15 protein-coding genes are annotated in these 22,621 nt (G+C 70.4%); 9 read left to right on the forward strand and 6 right to left on the reverse strand.

All coding sequences use genetic code 11. The annotated features are described in order from the left end of the window. Positions 1-10 precede the first annotated feature (10 nt). The 3 genes from G1H10_RS05765 (at position 11) to G1H10_RS05775 (ending at position 5,099) form a co-directional block, all read left to right on the forward strand. Positions 11-1,819: an ABC transporter ATP-binding protein gene (locus tag G1H10_RS05765; RefSeq protein ID WP_163733982.1), complete on the forward strand. Its 1,809-nt coding sequence runs from the start codon at positions 11-13 to the stop codon at positions 1,817-1,819. Further along, positions 1,816-3,606: an ABC transporter ATP-binding protein gene (locus G1H10_RS05770; RefSeq protein ID WP_163733985.1), complete on the forward strand. Its 1,791-nt coding sequence runs from the start codon at positions 1,816-1,818 to the stop codon at positions 3,604-3,606. Before G1H10_RS05765 ends, G1H10_RS05770 begins: the two co-directional genes overlap by 4 nt. A gap of 320 nt (positions 3,607-3,926) precedes the next feature. Continuing rightward, positions 3,927-5,099 carry a zinc-binding dehydrogenase gene (locus tag G1H10_RS05775; RefSeq protein WP_163733988.1) on the forward strand — a complete coding sequence of 391 codons (1,173 nt, stop codon included), beginning with the start codon at positions 3,927-3,929 and terminating at the stop codon, positions 5,097-5,099. A gap of 30 nt (positions 5,100-5,129) precedes the next feature. Here G1H10_RS05775 and G1H10_RS05780 read toward each other — a convergent pair whose 3' ends face one another. The 4 genes from G1H10_RS05780 to G1H10_RS05795 all read right to left on the reverse strand — a co-directional run bounded on the left by G1H10_RS05780 (position 5,130) and on the right by G1H10_RS05795 (position 15,164). Continuing rightward, the gene (locus G1H10_RS05780) at positions 5,130-5,858 is read right to left on the reverse strand and encodes a nucleoside triphosphate pyrophosphohydrolase (protein WP_163733991.1); all 729 of its coding nucleotides are present in this window, start codon (positions 5,856-5,858) and stop codon (positions 5,130-5,132) included. Then, positions 5,836-6,447 carry a SurA N-terminal domain-containing protein gene (locus G1H10_RS05785; protein ID WP_163733994.1) on the reverse strand — a complete coding sequence of 204 codons (612 nt, stop codon included), beginning with the start codon at positions 6,445-6,447 and terminating at the stop codon, positions 5,836-5,838. The genes G1H10_RS05780 and G1H10_RS05785 overlap by 23 nt, the downstream gene beginning before the upstream one ends. Before the next feature lie 124 nt (positions 6,448-6,571). Further along, positions 6,572-10,288, reverse strand: a complete 3,717-nt coding sequence (mfd, locus tag G1H10_RS05790; protein WP_163733997.1) for a transcription-repair coupling factor — start codon at positions 10,286-10,288, stop codon at positions 6,572-6,574. Positions 10,289-10,586: 298 nt separating this feature from the next. Then, entirely contained in the window at positions 10,587-15,164 is a 4,578-nt protein-coding gene (locus tag G1H10_RS05795) for a S8 family serine peptidase (protein ID WP_163734000.1), read from the reverse strand. 162 nt (positions 15,165-15,326) lie between these two features. On the opposite strand from G1H10_RS05795, the gene G1H10_RS05800 reads away from it, so the two are divergent. Together G1H10_RS05800 and G1H10_RS05805 are read left to right on the forward strand one after the other, a co-directional pair. Further along, a complete protein-coding gene (locus G1H10_RS05800; protein WP_216852937.1) occupies positions 15,327-16,463 on the forward strand; it encodes a helix-turn-helix domain-containing protein in 1,137 nt (378 codons plus the stop codon). 89 nt (positions 16,464-16,552) lie between these two features. Beyond that, entirely contained in the window at positions 16,553-17,206 is a 654-nt protein-coding gene (locus G1H10_RS05805; RefSeq protein ID WP_163734004.1) for an NAD(P)H-binding protein, read from the forward strand. On the opposite strand, the gene G1H10_RS05810 is transcribed toward G1H10_RS05805, so the two are convergent. Then, on the reverse strand, positions 17,203-18,009 hold the full coding sequence (locus G1H10_RS05810) for an alpha/beta fold hydrolase (RefSeq protein WP_163734007.1): 807 nt from the start codon (positions 18,007-18,009) through the stop codon (positions 17,203-17,205). The two genes, G1H10_RS05805 and G1H10_RS05810, sit on opposite strands and share 4 nt — an antisense overlap. A 111-nt stretch (positions 18,010-18,120) precedes the next feature. Here G1H10_RS05810 and G1H10_RS05815 point away from each other — a divergent pair, with 111 nt between their 5' ends. Further along, a complete protein-coding gene (locus tag G1H10_RS05815; RefSeq protein ID WP_163734010.1) occupies positions 18,121-18,759 on the forward strand; it encodes a TetR/AcrR family transcriptional regulator in 639 nt (212 codons plus the stop codon). 138 nt (positions 18,760-18,897) lie between these two features. Continuing rightward, the gene (cysC, locus tag G1H10_RS34430) at positions 18,898-20,253 is read left to right on the forward strand and encodes an adenylyl-sulfate kinase (protein WP_216852938.1); all 1,356 of its coding nucleotides are present in this window, start codon (positions 18,898-18,900) and stop codon (positions 20,251-20,253) included. A gap of 44 nt (positions 20,254-20,297) precedes the next feature. Here the strand turns inward: cysC and G1H10_RS05825 are convergent, their stop codons facing one another. Next, entirely contained in the window at positions 20,298-20,501 is a 204-nt protein-coding gene (locus G1H10_RS05825; RefSeq protein WP_163734013.1) for a hypothetical protein, read from the reverse strand. 197 nt (positions 20,502-20,698) lie between these two features. Between G1H10_RS05825 and G1H10_RS32280 the strand changes: the two genes are divergently transcribed. Both G1H10_RS32280 and G1H10_RS05835 read left to right on the forward strand, forming a co-directional pair. Then, complete coding sequence (locus G1H10_RS32280) at positions 20,699-20,926, forward strand: hypothetical protein (RefSeq protein WP_216852939.1); 228 nt, start codon at positions 20,699-20,701, stop codon at positions 20,924-20,926. Between the two features lie 438 nt (positions 20,927-21,364). After that, complete coding sequence (locus G1H10_RS05835) at positions 21,365-22,369, forward strand: hypothetical protein (protein WP_163734016.1); 1,005 nt, start codon at positions 21,365-21,367, stop codon at positions 22,367-22,369. The last annotated feature ends 252 nt before the right edge of the window (positions 22,370-22,621 follow it).

The following is a 22,621-nucleotide window of genomic DNA, read 5'->3' on the forward strand; positions in this document are numbered from 1 at the left end:
GTGGTGTCACGTGCGCACGCTTCCCTACCCCGATCCCGGCACTCCCGATACCCGGTCTCCCCAGCGATTTCTTCTGTGGCTCGCTCGTGGGCAGGCCGGTGCGATCGTGCTGGCGACCGTCTACGGCGCGATCTGGATGGCCGCGCAGGCGCTGATGCCGTGGGCCATCGGCCAGGGCGTCGACGAGATCGCCGCGGCCGACACCGGCGCGGCCGTGCAGTGGGCGCTGTTGATCGGTGGTCTGGGCGTCATCCAGGCGCTGGTCGGCATCGTGCGGCACCGTGCCGCGCTGGCGAACTGGCTGTACTCGGCGCTGCGCACCATGCAGATTGTCAACCGGCACGCGGCCCGCACCGGGCCGGCCGTCTCCTCCACCATGCCGACGGGTGAGGTCGTCGCCACGTCCTCCAGCGACGCGCCGCACATCGGCCACATGTTCGAGGTGATCTCCCGGTTCGCCGGCGCGATCGTCTCGTACATCGTGGTCGCCGTCATCGTGCTGACGATCTCGATGCCGCTCGGGCTGATGGTGCTGATCGGAGTGCCGGTTCTGGTCGCCGCGTCGGCGCCGATCATCCGGCCGTTGCAGAACCGGCAGCGGGTACAGCGGGAGGCGCTGGGCAAGCTGACCGCGCTCGGCGCGGACACCGTCGGCGGGCTGCGGGTGTTGCGCGGGATCGGCGGTGAGCAGGTCTTCCTGAACCGCTACGCCGAGCGGTCGGCGAGGGTCCGGTCGGCGGGCAACCGGCTGGCGACGACGCATTCCCTGCTCGACGGACTCATGGTGCTCTTGCCCGGCGCCTTCCTTGTGCTGCTCACGTGGGTGGGAGCGAGGTTGGTGCTCGAGGGCACGGTCGACCCGGGTGACCTGGTGGCGATGTACGGTTTCGCGTTCTTCCTCGTCATCCCGGTACGTACCGCCGGGGAGATGGCGTTCGTCGGCGCCCGCGCGATTGTGGCGGCTCGACGGGTCCTCACCCTGCTCGCGATCGACCGTGACGTCGTCGACCGTGACGTCGCCGGCAGTGACGTCGCCGGCAGTGACGTCGTCGGCAATGCGACCGAAGGCGAGGACGACGCCGACGATGAGCAGGCGAAGGACGCGGACACGGGGCCGGTCATGACCGATGCGGCGGCTGGACTCGTCGTCGAGCCGGGGAAGCTGACGATGCTGGTGGCGGACGATCCGGCGGTGACCGCACGCGTCGCCGATCGGCTCGGCCGGTTGGTGCCCGAGAACGGGGTCACGCTGGACGGGATCCCCATCGACTCGCTGCCACTGGCCGAGGTGCGGCGGCGCGTCGTCGTCAGCGATCCGGAGCCGACGCTGTTCACCGGCACGCTGCGGTCCAACCTGGATCCCCGCGAACAGCACGATGACGCTGAGCTCATGCGGGCCATGGAGGTGGCCTCCGGGCACGACATCCTGGAGACGCTCCGGCACGGGTTCGACTCGGTGGTCGAGGAACGCGGTCGCTCGCTGTCCGGCGGCCAACGTCAGCGAGTCGCGCTGGCGCGCGTGGTGCTGACCGACCCGGAGATCTTGATCCTGGTCGAGCCGACCAGCGCGGTCGACGCGCACACCGAGGCCGCCGTCGCGGAACGGCTGCGCGCGGCGCGTCAGGGCCGGACGACGGTGGTCGTCACCGCCAGCCCGCTGATGCTGGCGCAGGCGGACACGGTGGTCTGGTTCGACGACGGCCGCGTGACCGCCGTCGGGACGCACGAAGATCTGCTGGCCACGACGGTGGACTACCGGCGCACCGTGATCCGCGAGGAGCAACTGGTGTCGGCCGACACGGACGGAGAGACACGATGAGAACGCGACGTACCGTCGACGAGAGCGCCCGGCTTCCGGTCGCCACGCCCGCCGACGTGCGTGCCGAGGCGACCGGACTGTTCCGGCAGCATCGCGGCCCGTTGAGCGTCACGCTGGCATTGCATGTGCTGGCGGCGGCGTTCGGGCTGGCCGGACCGTTCCTGTTGGGGCGGATGGTGGACGGTGTGGTGGAGGGAACCTCGACCACACGGATCGACGTGCTCGCCGCCACGCTGGCCGGATTCATCATCGCCCAGGCGGTGCTGACCAGGCTCGCCATCCGGCGCGCGCTGGTGCTGGGCGAGGAGGTGTTCGCGCAGCTGCGGGAGACGTTCATCGCGCGGGTCCTGGCGCTGCCGCTGTCCACGGTGGAACGCGCCGGAACCGGTGACCTGGTGGCGCGGACCACCGGGGACATCGATGCGCTGTCGCGCACGGTCCGGTTCGCCGTGCCGGAGATCCTGGTGGCCTTCGTCACCACGGTGCTCACGCTGGGTGCGGCGATCATCGCCGGGCCGCTGGTCGCCGCCGGCGCCATCGTCGGTGTCCCGCTGCTGTATCTCGGCACGCGCTGGTACCTGAAACGGGCGCGAGACGGTTACCTGTGGGAGCGGGCGGCCTACGCCTCGCTCGACGGTTCTGTCACCGAGACCGTGGACGGGCTGCGCACCGTCGAGGCTCTGAACATGGCCGACGTGCGGATCAGGCGCACCGAGGACGACGTGGCCGAGGCGTACGCTGCGGAGCGCCGGACCCTGTTCCTGCGCAGCGTATGGTTCCCGACCGCGGAGATGTCCTACGTGCTGCCCGTCGTCGGCACGCTGGCCTGGGGTGCGTGGCTGGTATCGGGCGGGCACGCCACGGTCGGGCAGGTCGCCGCGGTGGTGCTGTACATGGTGCAGATCGCCGACCCGGTGGATCGGTTGGTGTCGTGGCTGGACGAGCTGCAGGTGGGCACGTCGTCGCTGGCGCGCGTGGTCGGCATCGCGAAGGTGCCGGAGGACCGGGCGGCCACCGGCGCGACGCCGGACGGCGAGGACATCCGCGCGGACAGCGTCCGCTACGCCTACGTCGACGGCCAAGACGTCCTGCACGGGATCTCGCTTGAGCTGCGACCGGGGGAGCGGCTGGCCATGGTGGGCCCGTCCGGTGCCGGGAAGTCGACGCTCGGCCGGCTGCTCGCGGGCATCCATCCGACCCGGGCCGGCCGCGTCGAGGTGGGCGACGTGCCGCTGGTGGATCTGGAGCTCGACCGGCTCCGCCGCGAGGTGGTGCTGGTGACCCAGGAACACCACGTCTTCGTCGGCACCATGCGGGACAATCTCGCGCTGGCCGCTCCGGACGCGACCGACGACGAGCTGCGCCGGGCGCTGGACGCCGTGGATGCGCTGGAATGGGCGGAGGCCTTACCGGACGGCCTCGACACGGTGGTCGGCTCCGGCGGTCACCCGATCGGGCCCGCACAGGCGCAGCAGATCGCGCTCGCCCGGATCGTGCTAGCCGATCCGCACACGCTGGTGCTAGATGAGGCGACGTCGCTGCTCGACCCGCGGGCGGCGCGGCACCTGGAGCGGTCGCTGTCCGCGGTGCTGTCGGGGCGGACCGTCGTCGCGATCGCGCACCGGCTGCACACCGCGCACGACGCGGACCGCGTGGCCGTCGTCGAGGACGGGCGGATCAGCGAGCTCGGCAGCCACCACGAACTGGTGGAGCACGGCGAGGCCTACGCCGCCCTCTGGGAGTCCTGGCACGGCCGCCCCGCGCGGGAGAGCACGCACCAGTCCTAGGTGATCACGTCCGCGGGCTTCGGTGGGAGTAACCGGACGGCGCGTCGTTCGAGGCGTCGCCTCGCCTCGTGGGCTCATGTAACGGTTGGGACGTTGCCTGGCACGGCAAACGTGACGTGAGCCCACGACGCCGCCGATCGACGCGCGCCTCCCGCCCAGCGGCAGAAGGGCTGCCCTTGCCGTTCGTTGAGCGAGAGCATGTGGGCGTGGACGGCCATACCGCGCAGGAAGGGTGACACCGTGCTGATCCTTTGCGAGAAGGTGCAGAACGACGCTCCCGCTTCGGGTTCCGGACTCGTCGCGACCGGGGCGGTGGACCGATGAGGGCGGCCATCCTGCCGGCCGTGGACGGTGCCCTCACCGTGCGCGACGTGCCCAGGCCGGAGCCCAAAGGTGGAGAAGTCCTGGTGGAGGTCGCCGCGTGCGGGGTCTGCCACACCGACTTACATGTGATCCGCGGTGAGGTGGCGTTTCCGACGCCGTGCGTGCTCGGGCACGAGATCACCGGGCGGGTCGCCCAGCTGGGCGACGGCGTCGGCGGCGGCAGTGCCGGCGTCGGTGGCGACGGTGCTGGCAGTGATACGGGCGGCGGTGCCGGTCACGGGCTGGAGATCGGGACGCCGGTGGTGTGCGGCTTCATCATGCCGTGTGGAACGTGCCGGCACTGCGTGCGCGGGTGGGACGACCTGTGCGAGACCTTCTTCACGTACAACAGGCTGGCCGGCACGCTCTACGACGGGACGTCACGGCTGGTGGACGACGACGGCTCGAGCCTCGCCATGTACTCGATGGCCGGCCTCGCCGAGTACGCCGTCGTCCCCGCGACCGACGTCTTCCCGCTGCCGGACTCGATCGATCTGCACGACGCCGCCATCCTCGGCTGCAGCGTGTTCACCAGCTACGGCGCCGTGAAGAACGTCGCCCGGGTCGTCCCGTCGGACACGGTGGCGGTGGTCGCGGTCGGCGGCATCGGTCTGAACATCGTCCAGGTCGCGGCCGCGTTCGGGGCGCGCACGATCATCGCCGTCGATCTCAGTGAGGAGAAGCTCGCGCTGGCGAAGGAGCTGGGTGCCACGCACACCGTCAACGCCGGCGACACGGACGCGGTGGCGGCCGTCCGGGACCTCACCGGCGGCCGCGGCGTCGACGTCGCGTTCGAAGCGCTCGGCAGCGCACCTACCGTCGAGACCGCCATCGGTGCCGTTGACGACGGTGGGCGGGTCGTCTTGGTCGGCATCGCACCGGCCGGGGTTTCGGCGAAGCTCGACATCGCCCACGTGGTCCGCCGGAAGATCAGCGTCATGGGATCGTACGGGGCCAGGACCCGCACCGACATGCCCGATCTCCTCGCCCTCGTCGAGGCCGGCAAGATCCGGCTCGACCGGCTGATCACCGACCGGCTCACGCTCGACGACGTCGACGACGCCTATCGGCGGCTCGGTCGGCGCGAGATCGTCGGGCGCGCCGTCATCGAGCTGACTCCAACCCCATGATCATGAACACTAACCGTCCACATGGCACGGTTAATGTTCATGATCATGGGATTCGGCGTCGTGGACGGCGGTGACGTAGCGACGGGTGGCGTCGCGCAGTGCCTGCTCCGGATCGACGCCCAGCCGACGGGCGGCGTCGACGACGGCCATCAGGTGGTCGCCGACGTCCTCGGCACCGGTCAGCTGGGGCACCTCCGACCTCGGCGGCTGCACGTCGACGCCCGCCTTCTCGGCCCGGTTCATCAGCTTGGCCGCCAGGGAGAGCGCGGGCTGCGCCAGCGGGACGCCGTCGACGGCCGACGCGCGCTGCTTCTCGGCCTGCTTCAGCTGCTCCCAGCGGCCCTCGACGTGTGCCGCGGTCGGAGCCTCGGCGTCGCCGAACACGTGCGGATGGCGGCGGACCAGCTTCTCCGCGATCCCGGCCGCGACGTCGTCGATCGACCAGGGCTCACCCGGCCGCTCCTCCGCGATCCGGGCGTGGAACATCACCTGGAGCAGCAGGTCACCGAGTTCCTCGCGAAGATCGTCGTCGTCGCCGGACTCGATCGCCTCCAGCGTCTCGTACGTCTCCTCGAGCAGGTAGGTGGCGAGACTGCGATGGGTCTGCTCCGCGTCCCACGGGCAGCCGCCCGGCGAGCGCAACCGGTCCATGACGGCGACCAGCTCCAGCAGGCGGTGGCCGGGGGCGTGGTGCGCTCCCGCCGCTGTCACCGGCCGCGCGTCCGCGGTGGGCTCGTCACTGGGGCTGTGCGGGGGCATCCAGCGCGTCGCCTTCGAACGGCTGCGAGACCGAACCGCTCTCCGGGCTGAGGCCGGTCTCGGTCCACGTGCCGTAGCGCGGGTTCACGTCGATCTCCAGCTGCTCCATGACCTCGTTGATGACCTGCTGCGCCGCGGCCTGGTCTCCGTCGCTGCCGGTCAGCTCCTGGTAGATCAGCGTCTTGCGTACCTCGGCGCGCAACGACTCGGGGGTGAAGTTCTCCTGCGCGTAGAACGGGCTGAAGTCGCCGTTCTCGAACTGCTGGCTCCACTCGGCGAGGAAGTCGTCCACGTCGGCCTCGGAGACGTCGATGTCCTGCTCCGCCGCTACGGCGTCGAACATGCGGTTCTCGATCCAGCGGCCGAGGACGGTGTTCTGCAGCTCAGTGACGTCGCCGCCTTCCGCGGGCAGCGGTGGGACGTCGAGCTCGTACTGAGCGGCCACCTCGTTGTGGGTGTCGATGGTGTCGGTGACCTCGTCCTGCAGCTCGTCGACGGTCAGCCGGTCATCGTCGACGATCGCCGCGGCGCCGACCTGGTCGGGGTCGCACGCCGCCACAAGCGAGGCAGCGGCCACAACTGCGGTCACGGCAAGGACTCGGCGGGACATGGACACGGGTTTGTTCCTCATTCGTCGTCGACGGCAGACCAGATGCATCGTACCGTCGCACGCCGTGGCCACATCCGACGCCCCGGCTGTCGCCACGTCGCGGCTAGCCCGCGGATGGCGTGGCTGCGGGCTCGTGTGCCAGGACCTCGTCCACCACCTTGTCGACCCACGCCAGGAGCTCCATGCCGCGCAGCGGAGTCCCGCCGATCGTGTTCGGCAGCGGACGCGGTACCAAGACACTGTCGACGGCGTCCTTGACCAGGGCCTTCGGGTAGAGCCGCTTGAGCCGGACGCGTTGCCAGTCGGCCAGCTTGATCTGCGCGAACCGGACATAGTTGCCCTGCAGCGTGATCTCCGTCAGGCCCACCCTGCGGGCCTTGGCCCGGAACCTGGCGATCGCCAGCAGATTCTCGACTTCCTCCGGCGGCTGACCGTAGCGGTCCTCGAGCTCCTCGCGGACCGCCGCCACCGCGTCGTCGTCGACGGCTTCGGACAGCGCCCGGTAGACCTCGAGCCGCAGCCGTTCGCTGGCCACGTAGTCGTGCGGAACGTGGGCGTCGATGGGCAGATCGATCCGCACCTCGGCGGTCTCGTCCCCCTTGTCTCCCCGGTACTCGGCGACGGCCTCGCCGACCAGCCGGACGTACAGGTCGAACCCGACGTTGGCGATATGCCCCGACTGCTCGCCGCCGAGCAGGTTGCCGGCACCGCGGATCTCCAGGTCCTTCATCGCCACCTGCATGCCGGCGCCGAGGTCCGAGTGCTGCGCGATGGTCGCCAGCCGCTCGTGTGCCTCCTCGGTCAGCGGGTTCTGCGGCGGGTAGAAGAAGTAGGCATACGCCCGCTCCCGCCCGCGGCCGACTCGTCCGCGCAGCTGATGCAGCTGGGACAGCCCGAGTCGCTCGCTGTGGTCGACGACGAGCGTGTTCGCGTTGGAGATGTCCAGGCCGGTCTCGACGATCGTCGTGCAGACCAGGACGTCGACGTCGCGCTGCCAGAACGCGCTGATCACCCGCTCCAGCGCGTGCTCGCCCATCTGACCGTGCGCGGTCTCCACCCGTGCCTCGGGCACCAGCTCGCGCAGGTGTGCGGCGACCTTCTCGATCGTCTCCACCCGGTTGTGCACGAAGAAGATCTGGCCGTCGCGCATCAGCTCGCGGCGGATGGCGGCGCCGATCTGCTTCTCCTCGTACGGGCCGACGTACGTCAGCACCGGGTGCCGCTCCTCCGGCGGGGTAGCGATGACGGACATGTCCCGGATGCCGGTGATCGACATCTCCAGCGTCCGCGGGATCGGCGTCGCCGACATGGTCAGCACGTCGACGTTGGCGCGCAGATGCTTCAGCTTCTCCTTGTGCTCGACGCCGAAGCGCTGCTCCTCGTCGACGATCAGCAACCCCAGGTTCTTGAACCGGACGTCGCCGGTGATGAGCCGGTGCGTGCCGATGACGACGTCGATCGAGCCCTCCGCCAGGCCGCGGATGATCTCCGCCGCCTCCTGGTCGGTCTGGAACCGCGACAATGCGCGCACCGTGATCGGGAACTGCGCGTAGCGTTCGGCGAAGGTGGCGAAATGCTGCTGGACCAGCAGGGTGGTCGGCACCAGGACGCCGACCTGCTTGCCGTCCTGTACCGCCTTGAACGCCGCCCGGACCGCGATCTCGGTCTTGCCATAGCCGACGTCCCCGCAGATCACCCGGTCCATCGGGGTCGAGCGCTCCATGTCGGCCTTGACCTCGTTGATGGTGGAGAGCTGATCGATGGTCTCGACGTAGGGGAAGGCGTCCTCCAGTTCGCGCTGCCACGGGGTGTCCGGACCGAACGCGTGCCCGGGCGCCGCCTGCCGCGCCGCGTAGAGCTTGATCAGTTCGGCGGCGATCTCCTTGACCGCCTTGCGCGCCCGGCCCTTGCGTTTGGCCCAGTCCGAGCCGCCGATGCGGTCCAGGCCGGGCGAGTCGCCGCCGACATATTTCGTGACCTGTTCCAGCTGGTCGGTGGGGACGTACAGCCGGTCCGGCGGCTGCCCGCGCTTGCCCGGTGCGTACTCGACCACCAGGTACTCGCGGGTGGCGCCCTGGACGGTGCGGCTGGTCATCTCGATGTAGCGGCCGACCCCGTGCTGGTCGTGCACGATGAAGTCGCCGGGCTTCAGCTGCAGCGGGTCGACCTGGTTGCGCCGGCGGCTGGGCATCCGCCGGTTGCCCTTCTCCGACGTGCGCTGGCCGGTGATGTCGTCCTCGGTGAGCACCACCAGCCCGGCGTCGTCCGCGATGAAACCGTGCTGCACGGTGCCGGTGGTGACGTGGACGACGCCCGACTCCGGCGCGACCGTCAGATCCTCGACCAGGCGAGCCGGCACCTCGGACTCGCCGAACAGCTCGACGGTGCGTTGCGCCGTGCCGTGCCCTCCGGTGACGACGACGGCCCGCCGGCCGGCCGCGACCCATCCCTTCAGGTCGGCGACGGCGCGGCCGGTGTCGCCGCGATAGGCGTCGGCCGCGCGCGCGTCGATGGACCTGCTGTCCACCGCGCCGGTCACCACCATCTCGTCACCGAGATCGACGGCGTACAGGTCCGCGTCGAGGTCCTCGCGTTCGCGCCGCTCGCCGCCGGTGGCCGCCGCGGCCCTGCCACCTGCGCCGTCGCCGCTTCCGCCGCTCGTTCCGTCGCCCGCTCGGTCGCCTGGGGTCCGGCCCCCGCCGAGCCCGAACGGACTCAGGCTCCACCACGGCAGGCCGAGGTTCATCGCGTGTTCGCGCACGTCGGCCAGGGACCGGTAGGCGGCGGCGCCCAGGTCGATCGGCGCAGTGCCGCCGCCGGCGGCCGCCGCCCAGGACGCGTCGAGGAACTCCTGGCTGGTGGCGACGAGGTCGTGCGCGCGGGCCCGGATCCGCTCCGGGTCGCACGCCAGCACGTGGGTGCCCGCGGGCAGCAGGTCGATGAGCATCTCCATCTCATCCACCAGGACCGGAGCGAGCGACTCCATCCCCTCCACGGCGACGCCCGAGGCGATCTTGTCAAGCATCTCGGCCAGCTCCGGGTGCTGGCGGGCGAGGCTCGCCGCGCGCTTGCGCACGTCGTCGGTGAGCAGCAGTTCCCGGCACGGCGGCGCCCACAAGCCGTGCTCGGCGAGGTCGCCGGAACGCTGGTCGGCGACGGTGAAGTAGCGGATCTCCTCGACCGTGTCGCCCCAGAAGTCGATCCGCAGCGGGTGCTCCTCCGTGGGTGGGAAGACATCGACGATGCCGCCGCGGACGGCGAACTCGCCTCGCCGCTCGACCAGATCCACCCGGGTATAGGCCGCGGCGGCCAGCTGCTCCACCAGGTCGTCCAGCGCGACGTCGTCGTTCGTGTGCAGACGGACGGGTCGCAACTCGGCCAGCCCGGCCACCTGAGGTTGCAGCACGCTGCGTACCGGCGCGACGACGACGCGTACCGGGGTGTCGTCCTCGGCGGGGTGGACCAGCCGGCGCAGCACCGCCAGCCGGCGGCCCACGGTGTCGCTGCGCGGCGAGAGGCGTTCGTGCGGCAGCGTCTCCCACGCCGGATACTCGACGACGGAGTCCGGGTCCATCAGGCAGTGCAGCGCGGTGACCAGGTCCTCGGCCTCGCGCCCGGTGGCGGTGACGGCCAGCACCGGCCGCCCGGCGCCGACGTCGCCGTCGGCGAGCGCCGTGACCGTGAACGGCCGCATCGCCGCGGGCGCCGTGAGGTCCAGCGCTGAGACGGCACCGGCGCGGGCGTCGGTGACCGCCGAGCGCAGTGCGGCGTCGCCGCCGTCGTCGTCCAGGAGGGCATGGAGGAGGCCTGTCAGCGTCATGATCCTTCGTCCGTCATCGGATGAACCGGATGAGCTCTACCGCGCGCCGCACCACGCCACACCGGGAAGAGACCAGAGACCAGCGTTTCGACGGGGCCGGCTCAGAGGTGTCAGCGGCGGACGGGCACGCAGCATCGCCCCCGACCGCACAGCGGTGGGGGTGACCGACTCAAGTGTAATCGCCTCGGGACTTCCGCGGCTTCTTGAGCGTACGTGCCGTCGACGACCGCCTCACGGGCCGTCAACCGCAACGGACGCTCAAGAAGCGCACGCTCCACATCCGCCGGACGCGGCTGACCTACCGGGTGCGCACCCGGTGCACGCCGCCGTCGACGGTCCCCGCGAACAGCCAACGGCCGTCCGGGCTCACCTCCAAGGTGACGACGTCGAGATTCTGCAGCCCGGCGGAGACGTTGGTCCACGTCTGCCCTCCGTCGGTGCTGCGCAGCACGCCGCGCCCACCCTTGACCAGCCCGTTGGCCGTGAACGGTCCGGAGGCGGCGTACCAGGTGTCCGGATCGGCGGGGGAGACCAGCAGGTCGCCCACCAGCATCGGTACGTCGCCGGTGGCCGCGCCGGCGAACGTCTGGCCGCCGTCGTCGCTGACCCTGATCTCCGGACCGGCCGCGACGACGCGGGAGCCGGACACGGCCACCGACGTCACCTGCCCGTCGAGCACCTTCTCCACCGTCTCGCCGAAGTCATCGGAGCGGAACAGCCCTGACGAGCTGCCCAGCCACAGCCGATCCGGATCGGCCGGATCAGACGCCGCTGTGGTGAAGACCTCGTCGTGGAAGAGCTTGCGCCACTCCTCGCCGGCGTCCGCGGTCACGTACAGTCCGGAGCCGGCCAGGCTCCAGAACGGCACCGCCACGCGGTTCGGATCCGCCGGTGCCACCACCAGGTCGAACGGTGTCTCCACCGTCCGCCCGCGCAGCTCCCACCCGGTGCCGCCGTCGGTGCTGCGGTAGACCCAGAACTGCGACAGCGCGTCCTTGCGGATCTTCCACACCGTGCTGGGCTCGTCTTCGACGACGGCCAGCTGCCCGACCCGGGTCCCGACGTGCGCCTCGGACCCGGACAGTCCCCATTCGGCGACGTCGGCGTCGAGCCTCGGCCGCAGCGGCAGGTCGGTGTCGAACACGTCCAGGTCGGTGCCGGCCAACAGCTGCGGTGTGCCGCGCTCGTCGACGGAGACAGCCAGGTCGTGGACGGTCTCGCCGGGCACGCCGATCCGGCGTGGATCGCCGCCCTCGTCATCGGTGTGGAACAGACCGGCACCGGGTGAGGACCACAGCAGGCCGCCTCCGGGCCAATGGGCGACGTCGTCCTCGACGGCGCCCGGCACCGGCTGCGGCACCCGTGTCCAGGACGTGCCGTGGTCCCGCCCGATGTGATTCTCCGGCCGGTAGGTGGCCACCATGATGTCGCCACCGTCCATGGAGATGGTCATTCCTCCGCCGTCGAAGCCGTAGAGCTCCGGCCAGTTCGCGCCGGCGTCGCTCGAGCCGAGGACCCGGTCGCCCCCGATCAGCAGGGCCACCAGCTCGTCGTCCGCGGCGATCCCGGCGATGCGCTCGGCGTATCCGTCGCCGGCCCGATAGACCCGTTCGGTCCCGCTCGGGCTGCCGGTGAGCAGGCCGCGGACCGTCCAGACGGCCGACGACGTCGCCAGGTACAGGTCGTCTCCGGACACCGCCGCGCCGAGCGGGTCGCCGCCGGCGGGGTTGGGATGTGCCGTCCAGCTCTCGCCTCCGTCCAGGCTGACCATGAGCGCATCGGCGGTGACGGCGACAAGCCCGCGGGTCCCGGAGTCGCCGAGCAACGCGATGACATGAGTGTCCGGGAAATCCAGCACCCGCCACGTCGCGCCGCCGTCGTCGCTGCGCAGGATCCGGCCCTGGTAGGTCGGGTCCATGACGGCGTTGAGCACGCCGCCGGTGGAGCCGTTGACCGCGTACCAGATGGTGTCCGCGTCGTGCGCGTCCACCACTGCCTCGCCGGTGCCGGCCGCGACGGGTAGCCGGGTGTGCTGGGACCAGCTGGCCCCGCCGTCGTCGGTGCGCCACGGGCCGGCCTTGGTGTACTGGGCGACCACCGCGACGTCGTCGTCGGCGGGCGTCGTGCTGATCGGCCCGGCGGCGCTGTTCGGCCCGATCGGCTGCCATCTCATCGGGCTGGGCGAACCGGTCCGCCCGTCCGATACCTCGAACGACGACGCCCCGGTCAGACGTTGGCCGTCCTGTGCCGTCGCTTCGGCGGTCACCTGGTAAGCACCGGCCCGATCGCCGGAGAGGTCCGCGCGGTACCAGCGGTCATGGTTGTGCGTGGCGGTCACCCGGTACGGGGCGCCGCGCGGCGGCGTCACGGTGACGACGGGTGGCTCGGTGAGCGGCGCCGGGCTCCAGATGAAGGCCGCCGACGTGCCGTCGCTGGGGTCGGGCGAGGTCTGAACCACCAGCGGGCGTACCGCCAGCAGATACGGCACCCGCACCGTTGCCTGGCGGGCTGTCGATTCGGGAGCCGGGTCGTCCGTGTCGGCTGCCGAGCCGGCTTCCGGGTCGGGTGCGGCGTCGCCGTCCACCAGGTCAGCGACGATCCAGCCGGCGAGGTCGGCGTCGTTCGCGGGGAGCTCACCATCCACCATGAGCTGCACCTCGAGCTCGCCGCCCGCCGGGACCGTGGCGACGGACGGGGTGACGGTGGCCGTCCCGGCGCTGCCCGGCGCGGCCTGCGTGCGCACCTTCACCTGGGCGTCGGCGGCACCGTCGTTGCGCAGCACGACGACGCCGTCCGCGGACACCCCGCCGTCGTCGTCGGCGGCCATGTCGGCGAGGCCCAGGGAGAGCGAGGCCGGTGACGCGACGATGGCGGCGGAGGCGGCCGCTTCCACGTCGAGCCGGCCCGCTCCCGCCGTGGCGGGTGCCACGTCGTCGAGGGCGACGGCAGACCCGATCAGGCGCGCGGTGACGGTGCCCGCGTCGGCCTCCGGGTCGAGCTGGCGCAGCAGCGCCGCGGAGCCGGCGACGTGCGGGGCGGCCATGCTCGTGCCGGAGGTGCGATACACCCCCGGCCCCCACTGTGCGGTGGGCCAGGCGGAACGGATCTCCACGCCGGGTGCCACCAGGTCAGGCTTGAGCGAGAAGTCCGACGTCGGGCCGCGCGAGGAGAACGAGGCGACCCGGTCGGTGACATCCTCACCGGAGACCGCGATCCGCACCGGCCCGTCGGCCAGGTCCCGGCTCAGCCGCTCCCACTGCAGCTCCTGCAGCCCGAGGACGACGATCGAGTCCACCCGGAAGCTGTCACCCGACTCCTGCCCGGGCAGCGGCACGTCGACCGTGCCGTCGTCGGCGGCCGCGTCAGCGGCCGTGCTGTCGTCCGTGGTCTGCGACCCATCGGCCGTCTCCGGGGCCCGGAACGGACCGGACGACGCGCCGCGATACGCCAGCAGGGCGATGGCGCCGCGTTCCTCGGCGAGTCTGGCCTGCTCCAGCATGTACGGCTGAACGTTGGCCAGATCCTGCGGGATGGACGCCCGATAGGCGACGACCTTACCGGTGACGTCCCCGACCCGCTCGTAGTCCTCCTCCGTTCCGGCACCGACATCCACCAGGTCGCCGGTCACGGTTTCGGTCGGCGGGGATGCCGAGTACGGTGCCCGGAACGTCTCCAGCGGTTCCTCCCGCGGTGCCACCATGTGTGCGGTGGGCAGGGTCAGGCCGCTGGCCGAGGCGCCGACGGCGAGGACACCGTCAGCCACCGCGGGCGAGAGCACCGTCTGCGCACCGGGACCGGCGTTGCCGGCGGCCGCGACCACGACGACGCCCCGCTCGGCGGCGGCCGTCGCGGCCCGGCCGATGGGATCGGAGCCGTCGCCCGGTCCGCCGAGGCTGAGGTTGACGACGTCCGCGCGGTGTGGGTTGGCCGGGTCGACGGCGGCTTCGAGCCCGGCGATGATGTCCGACTCCCAGCCGCCGCCGCCCGCGTCGAGCACCTTGTAGGCGCTGATGGACGCGTCGGGGGCCACACCGAGGACCTCGTGGTCCGAATCGGTCGCGCCACCGCCGTCGCTGCTGCCGCCGCCTTCACCGGCGATGACGCCGGCGACGTGGGTGCCGTGACCGTTGTCGTCCATCGGGTCGCCGTCGTCGTTGACGAAGTCGTACCCGTCCACCACTTTGTGCTCAGCGCCGAAGCCCTCGCCGAGGGAGTGATGCGTGTAATCCACGCCGGTGTCCAGCACGGCCACCGTCGTCCCCGCACCGCGTGCGGGCGAACCGCCGGGGTCGGTGCGGTCCCAGACGTCGGGTGCCCCGATCAGCTCGACGCTGATGTCGGTGAGTGCCCGCAACCGTTGCTCGCGCGCCACGCTGTGCACGCCGGGGAGATCGGCGAGCCGGTCCACGTCGGATTCGGCCACGGTCATGGCGACACCGTTGAGCAGGTCGGTGAACTGCTGCTCAGGGTCCACGGCCAGGCCCGCGTCGTCGGCGGCGCCGAAGAGGTCGTCCTGGGCCGAGCGAAGTGCGGCGCGGCGTTCCTCGACGCGCGCCCGCAGCCGGCGGTCGGTCGCCAGCGCGTCGATGCCGACCTTGCCGTCCGACGTGGCGTCGCGCCGGCCGTCGTCATCCGAGGTGACATCGTCGGTGCTGGCCTCGTCGGCGCTGGTCTCGTCGGCGACGGCGAACGCCGGCTCACCGCTGAGTTCCACGATCACCCGGACCGTTGCTTCGCCGGCCGGCGGCGTTCCGGTGGCCTCCAGTGAGACGGCGGCGAGCGCGAGCGATGCGCTGAGCGCCAGGAACGACGCTGGGCGAGTCAGACGTGCAGGCCCGGAATGTCGGCGGCGGTTCCGCGGGTGGGGGCGTGGCATTTCAGACTCCTGACGGTCGGGGGCGGACGACGGAGAATGCGTCGCCACGGTGCGGCGCTGTCGAAGTGGTTTGGACCATTTCTAACGGGACGGTCGCGGCCCCACAACGATCACGGCTGGCCTCTTGTGGCCGATGGCACAATGCGGCCACGATCGCGCCCTGTGCGTACCGACGACGAACCGGCGACTCCCCGGCCGGCCGGAGCCCGCGGATTCGAGCGGCCGGACGGCACGGCCCGTCCGGCCGGCGGCGACGGCTACTCGCTCACGCCCGTCGGCGTGGGCGAGTTCGACGAGCACGTCTACCGCACCCTGCTCACCCGCACCGATGCGACACCGGCCGACCTCGCCGAACAGCTGGGCAGCCCGCCCGCACGGGTAGACCGGGCATTCGCGCGGCTGCGGTCGCTCGGTCTGGTCACCCGGATGTCGGGAAGGCATCCGCGGTACACGGCGGTCGATCCGGAGGCCGCCGTCGAGTCGCTGGTGCGGGCCCGGTCCACCGAGCTGGAGCAGGTCCGCTCGTCGGTGCTGGCGCTGTCGGCCATGTTCCACGCGGTGCGGCGGCAAGAAGGCGCCGGCGGAACCATCGAAGTGCTCAACGGCCCAGAGGAGCTCGGCCGCTGGTTCGTCCGCCTGCAGCATCAGGTGCGCGACGAGATGCTCGCCCTGGACCGGCCGCCGTATGCACTGGCCGCCGCGAACCCGGTGGAGCCGCTTACTCTGGACGCCGGGGTGCGGTGGAGAGCGATCTATGCGCCCGAGTCCCTGGAGATTCCGGGTGCCCTGCAGGAGATCGAGTCGCTGGGCGCCCGCGGGGAGCAGAGCCGGGTGCTCGCCGGGTTGCCGATGAAGCTGGCGATCGCCGACCGACGCATCGCGCTGCTGCCGCTGCACCTGGACGTCGCGCATGCCCAGGCCGCGGTGATCCGCGAGTCCACCCTGCTGGACGCGCTCGTGGCGCTGTTCGAGTTCTACTGGAAGCGCGCCGTGCCGATCGGGGACAGCGGCGGAGACCGCAGCGGCAGGAGCGATTCCGGCGACGGCCGTCCCGGCGACGGCAGACCAAGCGACGGCGGTCCTGGCGACGGCGGTCCTGGCGACGGCGACGAGGGCACGGCGGACGACCGCGAACTGGCCCGGTTGCTGGCCAGCGGCCTCACCGACAGCGCGATAGCCCGGCAGCTGGGGCTGTCCACACGGACGATGCGACGCCGGACGCGGCGGCTGTTCGACGAGTTGGCGGCCAGCAACCGCTTCCAGGCCGGCGTGCAGGCGGCCAGGCGAGGCTGGCTCTAGGTCGGGCGGGCAAGACGTGCGTGCCGGGCAGATGGACGGTTGGAGCCGCGTGCCGCCGCTCGCGTCGATCATCACGTACGGTGTTGTCCATGCGAGTGGTGATCGCGGGCGGACACGGGAAAATCGCACTGCGACTGGAACGGCTGCTGACACTCCGCGGGGACGAGGCGATCGGTCTGGTGCGTAACCCGGACCACGCCGCCGACCTCGCCGACGTCGGGGCGACCGCCGTCGTCCTCGACCTCGAGCAGGCGTCCGTCGACGATGTCGCGGCCGAGCTGGGTGGTGTGGACGCGGTGGTGTTCGCCGCCGGTGCCGGCCCGGGAAGTGGGGCGGCGCGCAAGGACACCGTCGACCGGGCGGCGGCGGTGCTGCTGGCCGATGCGGCCGAGCAGGCCGGTGTCCGCCGATACATCCTGATCTCATCGATGGGGGCGGGGGCGGAACCGCCACCCGGCACCGACGATGTGTTCGCGGCATACCTGCGGGCGAAGCGGGCCAGCGAGGAGGACCTGCGGGGCCGGCCGCTGGACTGGACCATCCTGCGTCCCGGGCGGCTGACCGACGACGACGGCACGGGCCGGGTCACGCTGGACGAGTCGGTGGAGCGCGGCGCCGTGTCCCGCGAGGATGTCGCCGCGGTGGTGGTCGCATTGCTGGACACGCCGTCCACGACCGGTGCCACGCTCGAGCTGGTCGGGGGTGAGGCGCCGATCGACGATGCGATCGCCCACCTCGCTTAGTGATCGTTCGTACTCTCGGCGAAGAATTCAGTGAGCGCCGGCGCGAGGATCTCATCCGGAACCACATGCCCCTGGCCTTCGAGGCTCTGGTGGCGCCCGTTCGCCAATGCGGACGCGATTTCCCGGCCCGCGTCGACCATCCAGTCCAGGGTCTCTCCGCCGGTCAGGACCAACCCGGGTATGGACACGCCACGAGCCTGCTCGGCGGGCGTGAGGCCAGCCCTGCTCCGAGGACTCATGACTTCGAAGGGATCGTAGGCCAAGGTAGGTGCGTTGGCGATCATCGCCGGGTCCTGGCTCACATGCGCGATGACCTCCTCCGGCAGTCCGGTCTGGGAGAGGAATGTCTCGATCGCCTCGCTTCTACGGTCCTGGGTGAGCAGCATTCTGATCTCTTCGCCCTGCTCTTCCTCGAATTGTCGCTGCTCAGGGGTATCGGGGCCGAACGGTGGCTCGTGCAGAACGAACCGGTCGATCCGGAGGCCGCGTTCCGCCGCGTGGAGGACCAGGCCGGCGCCGGAGGAATGGCCGTATACCGACGCCGCCCCGCCTGACGCGGAGATCAAAGCGTCGAGATCCTCGATCTCACGCTCCACGGCGTACGGGGCCGTATCACCGCTGTCACCCCGGCCGCGCCGATCGTAGTTGACGACGGTGAAGCGCTCGGCCAGCCGTTCAGCGAGGGATCGGTACGTCGTCCGGCCCTGGAGTGCGCCCGCGACGAGGATAACCGTCCGGCCGGTTCCGAAACGGTCGAAGACGATCGGGGTGCCATCCTTCGACGTGACCTGTTCCTCCGACATGGTGCCTCCTGGAGCCGTCCTAAGAAACTAAACTAAACGGTACGGTAGCAGCGAGGGTAGGTCAGCACAATACTGAACCGTTTAGTAATATGCTGGCCAAGGAGGCCGACGATGGACAAGGTAACGACGGAGTCTGGCGCCGATCGTTCCGCGCACAAGCGGGCGACGATTCTCGAGGCCGCGCGCGCGGTGTTCCTCAGCAAGGGATATGCCGGCGCCAGCATGGACGAGATCGCCGCGCGCGCGGCCGTGTCCAAGCCGACCGTCTACAAGAATTTCGGCGACAAACAGGCGTTATTCGCGGCCATCATCACCAGCGACATCTCGGACGCCGAGGAGCGTTCGCAGACGCTCGTCGAGGCGCTGCCGCACGGCGAGGACATCGAAGGGAGTCTACGCAAGTTCGCGCGCCGTCATGTCACCGTGGTGACGCAGCCACATCTGATCAAGATCCGCCGCCTGATCATCGCCGAGGCCGATCGCTTCCCCGAACTAGCCCGAACGTGGTACGAAGCCGCACCGGGCCGCGCCCACGCGAACCTCGCCGAGCTGTTCCAGGAGATCGCCGCGCAAGGACGCTTGAACATTTCCGACCCGATGCTCGCGGCCGAGTACTTCAACTGGCTGGTGCTGTCTATCCCGCTCAACAAGGCGATGTTTCTTGGCAGTAACACCCAATTCAGCCGTGCCGCTTTGCACCGCTATGCCGATGAGGCCGTCCGCATCTTTCTCGCCGCCTACGGGCCCTGATCACCGCGTTGGCGGCCTGGTCATCTCGAGGTAGCGCACTAAGACCGCCAGCCGGGTTGATCAGCATGTCTGTGCGCGGCCACCGACGGCAGCTGAGCTCACGTGAGCGGTGATGAGTATCCACGTAGGCTTGGGCGCGTGAACGACGCGCCCGTGACCACCTCGCCCAGCGTCACGCCGGACCCGGTGACGCTGGCCGAGGTCGAGTTCGCCCTGTTCGGTATCGGGCCGGCGAAGGTGGCCGTCCGGGTCCCGACCAAGATTGGCGTGGAGGCGGTGCAGACCGGTCGGCTCGTCATCACCGACCGTGAGGGCGCACCGGTGGCCGGGCTGAGCGTTGAGGATATGCGGGACGGAGCCGCCGTGGCGGCCCCTTCGGCAGGCGACGTGGCGTCCGAGGACGCCGACCTGGAGGAGGCGGTCCCGGTCTCCGGCGTGGTGGAGCCGCTTGCGCGCACTGCCGATGGTGATAGCGACGGCGAACACCGCTCCGGCCCTTACTCGTGGCTGCGGCTCGCTCCTGGCCAGGTGAGATTCGACGGTGCAGCGGCCGTCGTCGGGCACGACCCTATCGATGCACCCAACCTGGACGCCGTCCCGCCTGGGCAGGCCGTGCTGCTGGCGGTGCTGGACGGTCCGCGTGCGTGGCCTGGGCCGGACGGGGCGACGGTCGCACGGTCGGCGCTCGCGGTGCGTGACGAGTTGCGTGAGCAAGGCCTCTCCGTCGACGTGGTGCTCGTGCCTGCTCCGCAGTACGGCGACGCGCGCGACGACGCCGTGGCCGACGCCGTCGCGCGGGCCTACGGTGCGCAGCGGGTGCGGCCCGAGCGGACACCGGACCGGGACCGGTTACTGGCTGCGCTGGATGGGCAGGCGGACATGCCGGTCGCCGACTGGCCGGCGGCGAGCCTGACCGCGTGGCGGCGGTGGCGGCCGGTGCGAAGCGAACGTGGTGTGGTGGTCTTCTTCACCGGGCTGTCGGGGTCGGGCAAATCGACCGTGGCCAGGGCCGTCGTCGATCGGCTCACCGAGATCACCGACCGTACTGTGACACTGCTGGATGGGGACATCGTGCGGCGTCATCTCTCCGCCGGCCTGGGATTCTCCCGGATCGACCGGGACCGGAACATCGAGCGGATCGGCTTTGTCGCGGCCGAGATCGCGCGGCACGGTGGGATCACCGTCTGTGCGCCGATCGCGCCGTTCGCGGCGACGCGTGCCCGGGTGCGGGCGATGGCCGAGGCGGGTGGGGACTTCCTGCTGGTGCACGTGGCCACGCCGCTGGAGGAGTGCGAGCGTCGGGACCGTAAAGGGCTGTATGCGCGCGCCCGCCGAGGCGAGATCCCGGACTTCACGGGGATCTCCAGTCCGTACGAGGCCCCCGAGGACGCTGACCTGGTGCTCGACACGACGCACGTCACGATCCAGCAGGCCCGCGATACGGTCCTGGATCTGCTTACCACCGGTGGATGGGTCCAGCCAAACGTCCCATGATCATGAACACTAACCCGTGTTATTTGAACGGCTAGTGTTCATGATCACTCGAAGAGGTGTCGGTGGGTGCGAGTCCAGTCGAGGCGCTGGTTGAGTTCGTCGAGATGGCCGTCGGCGACCCATTGGGTCTGAGGCTGTCGCCCCGCCTCCGCCAGGGTGTGAACCAGTCCGATCAGCTCTTGCTGCATGTCGATCACCGCGTCGACCAGTCCCGAGGTGGACGTGAGGCCGTACTCGTCGGCGAACACCTCCATGCGGTGTCGCCGGTTGGGTACAGACCTGTAGGGCCGAAACCGACCATGTCGATCATGTCGGGCGACGGCCGACAAAAGTACGGCCCCGGCGACATGGTCAGAAGACCAGGGGCCAACCGAGGCGACTAAGGCTCAGATTAACTCAAGCGGGCCGTCGTCGCATCCTGATGTGCTGTTAAGAGTGACCTATCGTGGCGGCTTCGAATCATCCGGAAGCATGGATCGAGAGTTCGCTCAGTGCGCCGCGATTTCAGAAGTACCTCGACGCGGTTGGCGGCGACCGTGCCGTGGCGCTTGATCTCTATGACTGGAACGCCGAGGCTGCGGCCGCGGTCGTGCATGACCTCGCACACCTGGAGGTCGCGCTCCGAAACGCGTATGACCGAGCACTGTCGCGTGCCGACAGATTGATGCACTAGACGGATCCGGCTTCTGACCTGTATCGCCGAGCTGATGTTGGGTTTCTGACGCTACCTCACAACGGCCGCTCATCATGATTCGTTGTGGATCCCGTACCTGCGGCATGCGTTCCCTGCCGGTACCGATAGGCGGGATGTCCATGGTCGCATCAACCGGCTGCATAAGCTTCGCAACCGCGCTGCGCATCATGAACCTGTCCTCTCTGCGAATCTGCCTGTGTATCTCGCGGACTTGCTCCACGTCGCCAACCTGCTTGATCAAGAGATCGGTAGCCATATCGCGGCGCACTCCAAGATCGATCAGCTTCCCCCGAGGCAGGCGCCAAAGCCGGTTACAGGCGTGCTGGCGTCCGCGGATGTGTGAACGTCACCTGTGTTTGCTGTTCGGTTGTATTCGCGTGCTACTCGTCGGTGTGCATTGTCGGGCAGGCTAGAGGAATGGACGTCGACGAAGCCGCGGCTGAGCTCTACGGGTTGACGCCCGACGAGTTCGTGGCGGCACGCAACGCAATGGTGAAGCGCGCTAAGGCGGAGGACGGGCGAGAGGCAGCCGCGCAGATCCAGGCGCTGCGCAAGCCCACACTCGCGGCCTGGCTGGTGAATCAGCTGGTGCGGGCGCACCGCTCCGAGGTGAGCGATCTGCTGGCCGTCGGCGACGGGATGCGTGAGGCGACCGCCGCATCGGAGGGAGCGCGGCTGCGCGAGCTGACCTCGCGTCGCAAGGAGCTCATCGACGGCCTGATCACGCGGGTTCGCAGCCTGGCGGACGACGCCGGAGTCCGCGCCGGGGACGACGCCGTTGACGCGGTCAATGAGACGCTGCTCGCGGCGACCGCCGATCCGCGGGCGGCGTCGCAGGTCGAGGCGGGAACCCTGACGCACCCGTTGCAGCATGTCGGCTTCGGACCGTTCGGGGCGTTCGGGGCGGGCGACGGCGAGGATGGCGCGGACGTGATCTCGTTGAGCGAGATCCGGCAGGCCCGCGGGCGGAGCGCCGGGACCGCGGGCGCGCGAGCACCGGAGAAGGCCGGCGGCGGTGAGCGCGATCGTCGTCGGGCGACGGGGCGCACGGCTGCCGAGCGGACGAAGACAGAGGCCGCCGACCAGGCGGCGGATCAGGCCGGCCAGGAACGGCGGGAACGCGAGCGCGAGCAAGCCGAGCGTGAGGAGGCGGAGCGTGAGCTGCGCGCGGCCGAGGAAGCCGTCGAATCCGCATCCGAACGTGTCGAAGAGGTCCTGGCCAAGGTCGACGAGCGACGTGAGGAAGCCGAGCGGGCCGAGTCGGAGGTGGAGCGGCTCACCGCGGAATTGGAATCGGCGCGCAACGCTCTTGACAGCGCCCGGAGCGATCTCGACGGTGCGGAGCGCGAACTGGACGAGGTGCGGGCCGAGGCGGAGGCCGCGCTGCGTCGCCGGCAGGCCGCCAAGCGCCGCCTCTCCTGAACTCAACTCGATCATGATCATGAACACAAACCGTGCTATGTGAACGGCAAGTGTTCATGATCATGGAAGGGGGGCGGGCGCGCGCCGGGGGAGGTCTGCGGGTGTGAAGTATCTCCTGTTGTGCACGGTCTCGTGGCCGTACCATCCGAGACGTCACTACGGTGGAACGACGATCCGTGGTGATGCGCGTATGCCACAGCGGTCCGTGACCTCGACCCCCGGCCACCCACCAACGGCTCACGCAGAGGTCGC

This window comes from Phytoactinopolyspora halotolerans (genome assembly GCF_010550675.1).
Classification (GTDB): domain Bacteria; phylum Actinomycetota; class Actinomycetes; order Jiangellales; family Jiangellaceae; genus Phytoactinopolyspora; species Phytoactinopolyspora halotolerans.

Excerpts from the sequence above, each read along its gene's own strand:
- G1H10_RS05770 (WP_163733985.1), top strand. The coding sequence starts at position 1,816 with ATGAGAACGCGACGTACCGTCGACGAGAGCGCCCGGCTTCCGGTCGCC.
- G1H10_RS05810 (WP_163734007.1), bottom strand. The coding sequence starts at position 18,009 with ATGTCGGAGGAACAGGTCACGTCGAAGGATGGCACCCCGATCGTCTTC.
- mfd (WP_163733997.1), bottom strand. The coding sequence starts at position 10,288 with ATGACGCTGACAGGCCTCCTCCATGCCCTCCTGGACGACGACGGCGGC.
- G1H10_RS05780 (WP_163733991.1), bottom strand. The coding sequence starts at position 5,858 with ATGCCCCCGCACAGCCCCAGTGACGAGCCCACCGCGGACGCGCGGCCG.
- G1H10_RS05815 (WP_163734010.1), top strand. The coding sequence starts at position 18,121 with ATGGACAAGGTAACGACGGAGTCTGGCGCCGATCGTTCCGCGCACAAG.
- G1H10_RS05795 (WP_163734000.1), bottom strand. The coding sequence starts at position 15,164 with ATGCCACGCCCCCACCCGCGGAACCGCCGCCGACATTCCGGGCCTGCA.
- G1H10_RS05805 (WP_163734004.1), top strand. The coding sequence starts at position 16,553 with ATGCGAGTGGTGATCGCGGGCGGACACGGGAAAATCGCACTGCGACTG.
- G1H10_RS05835 (WP_163734016.1), top strand. The coding sequence starts at position 21,365 with ATGGACGTCGACGAAGCCGCGGCTGAGCTCTACGGGTTGACGCCCGAC.
- G1H10_RS05775 (WP_163733988.1), top strand. The coding sequence starts at position 3,927 with ATGAGGGCGGCCATCCTGCCGGCCGTGGACGGTGCCCTCACCGTGCGC.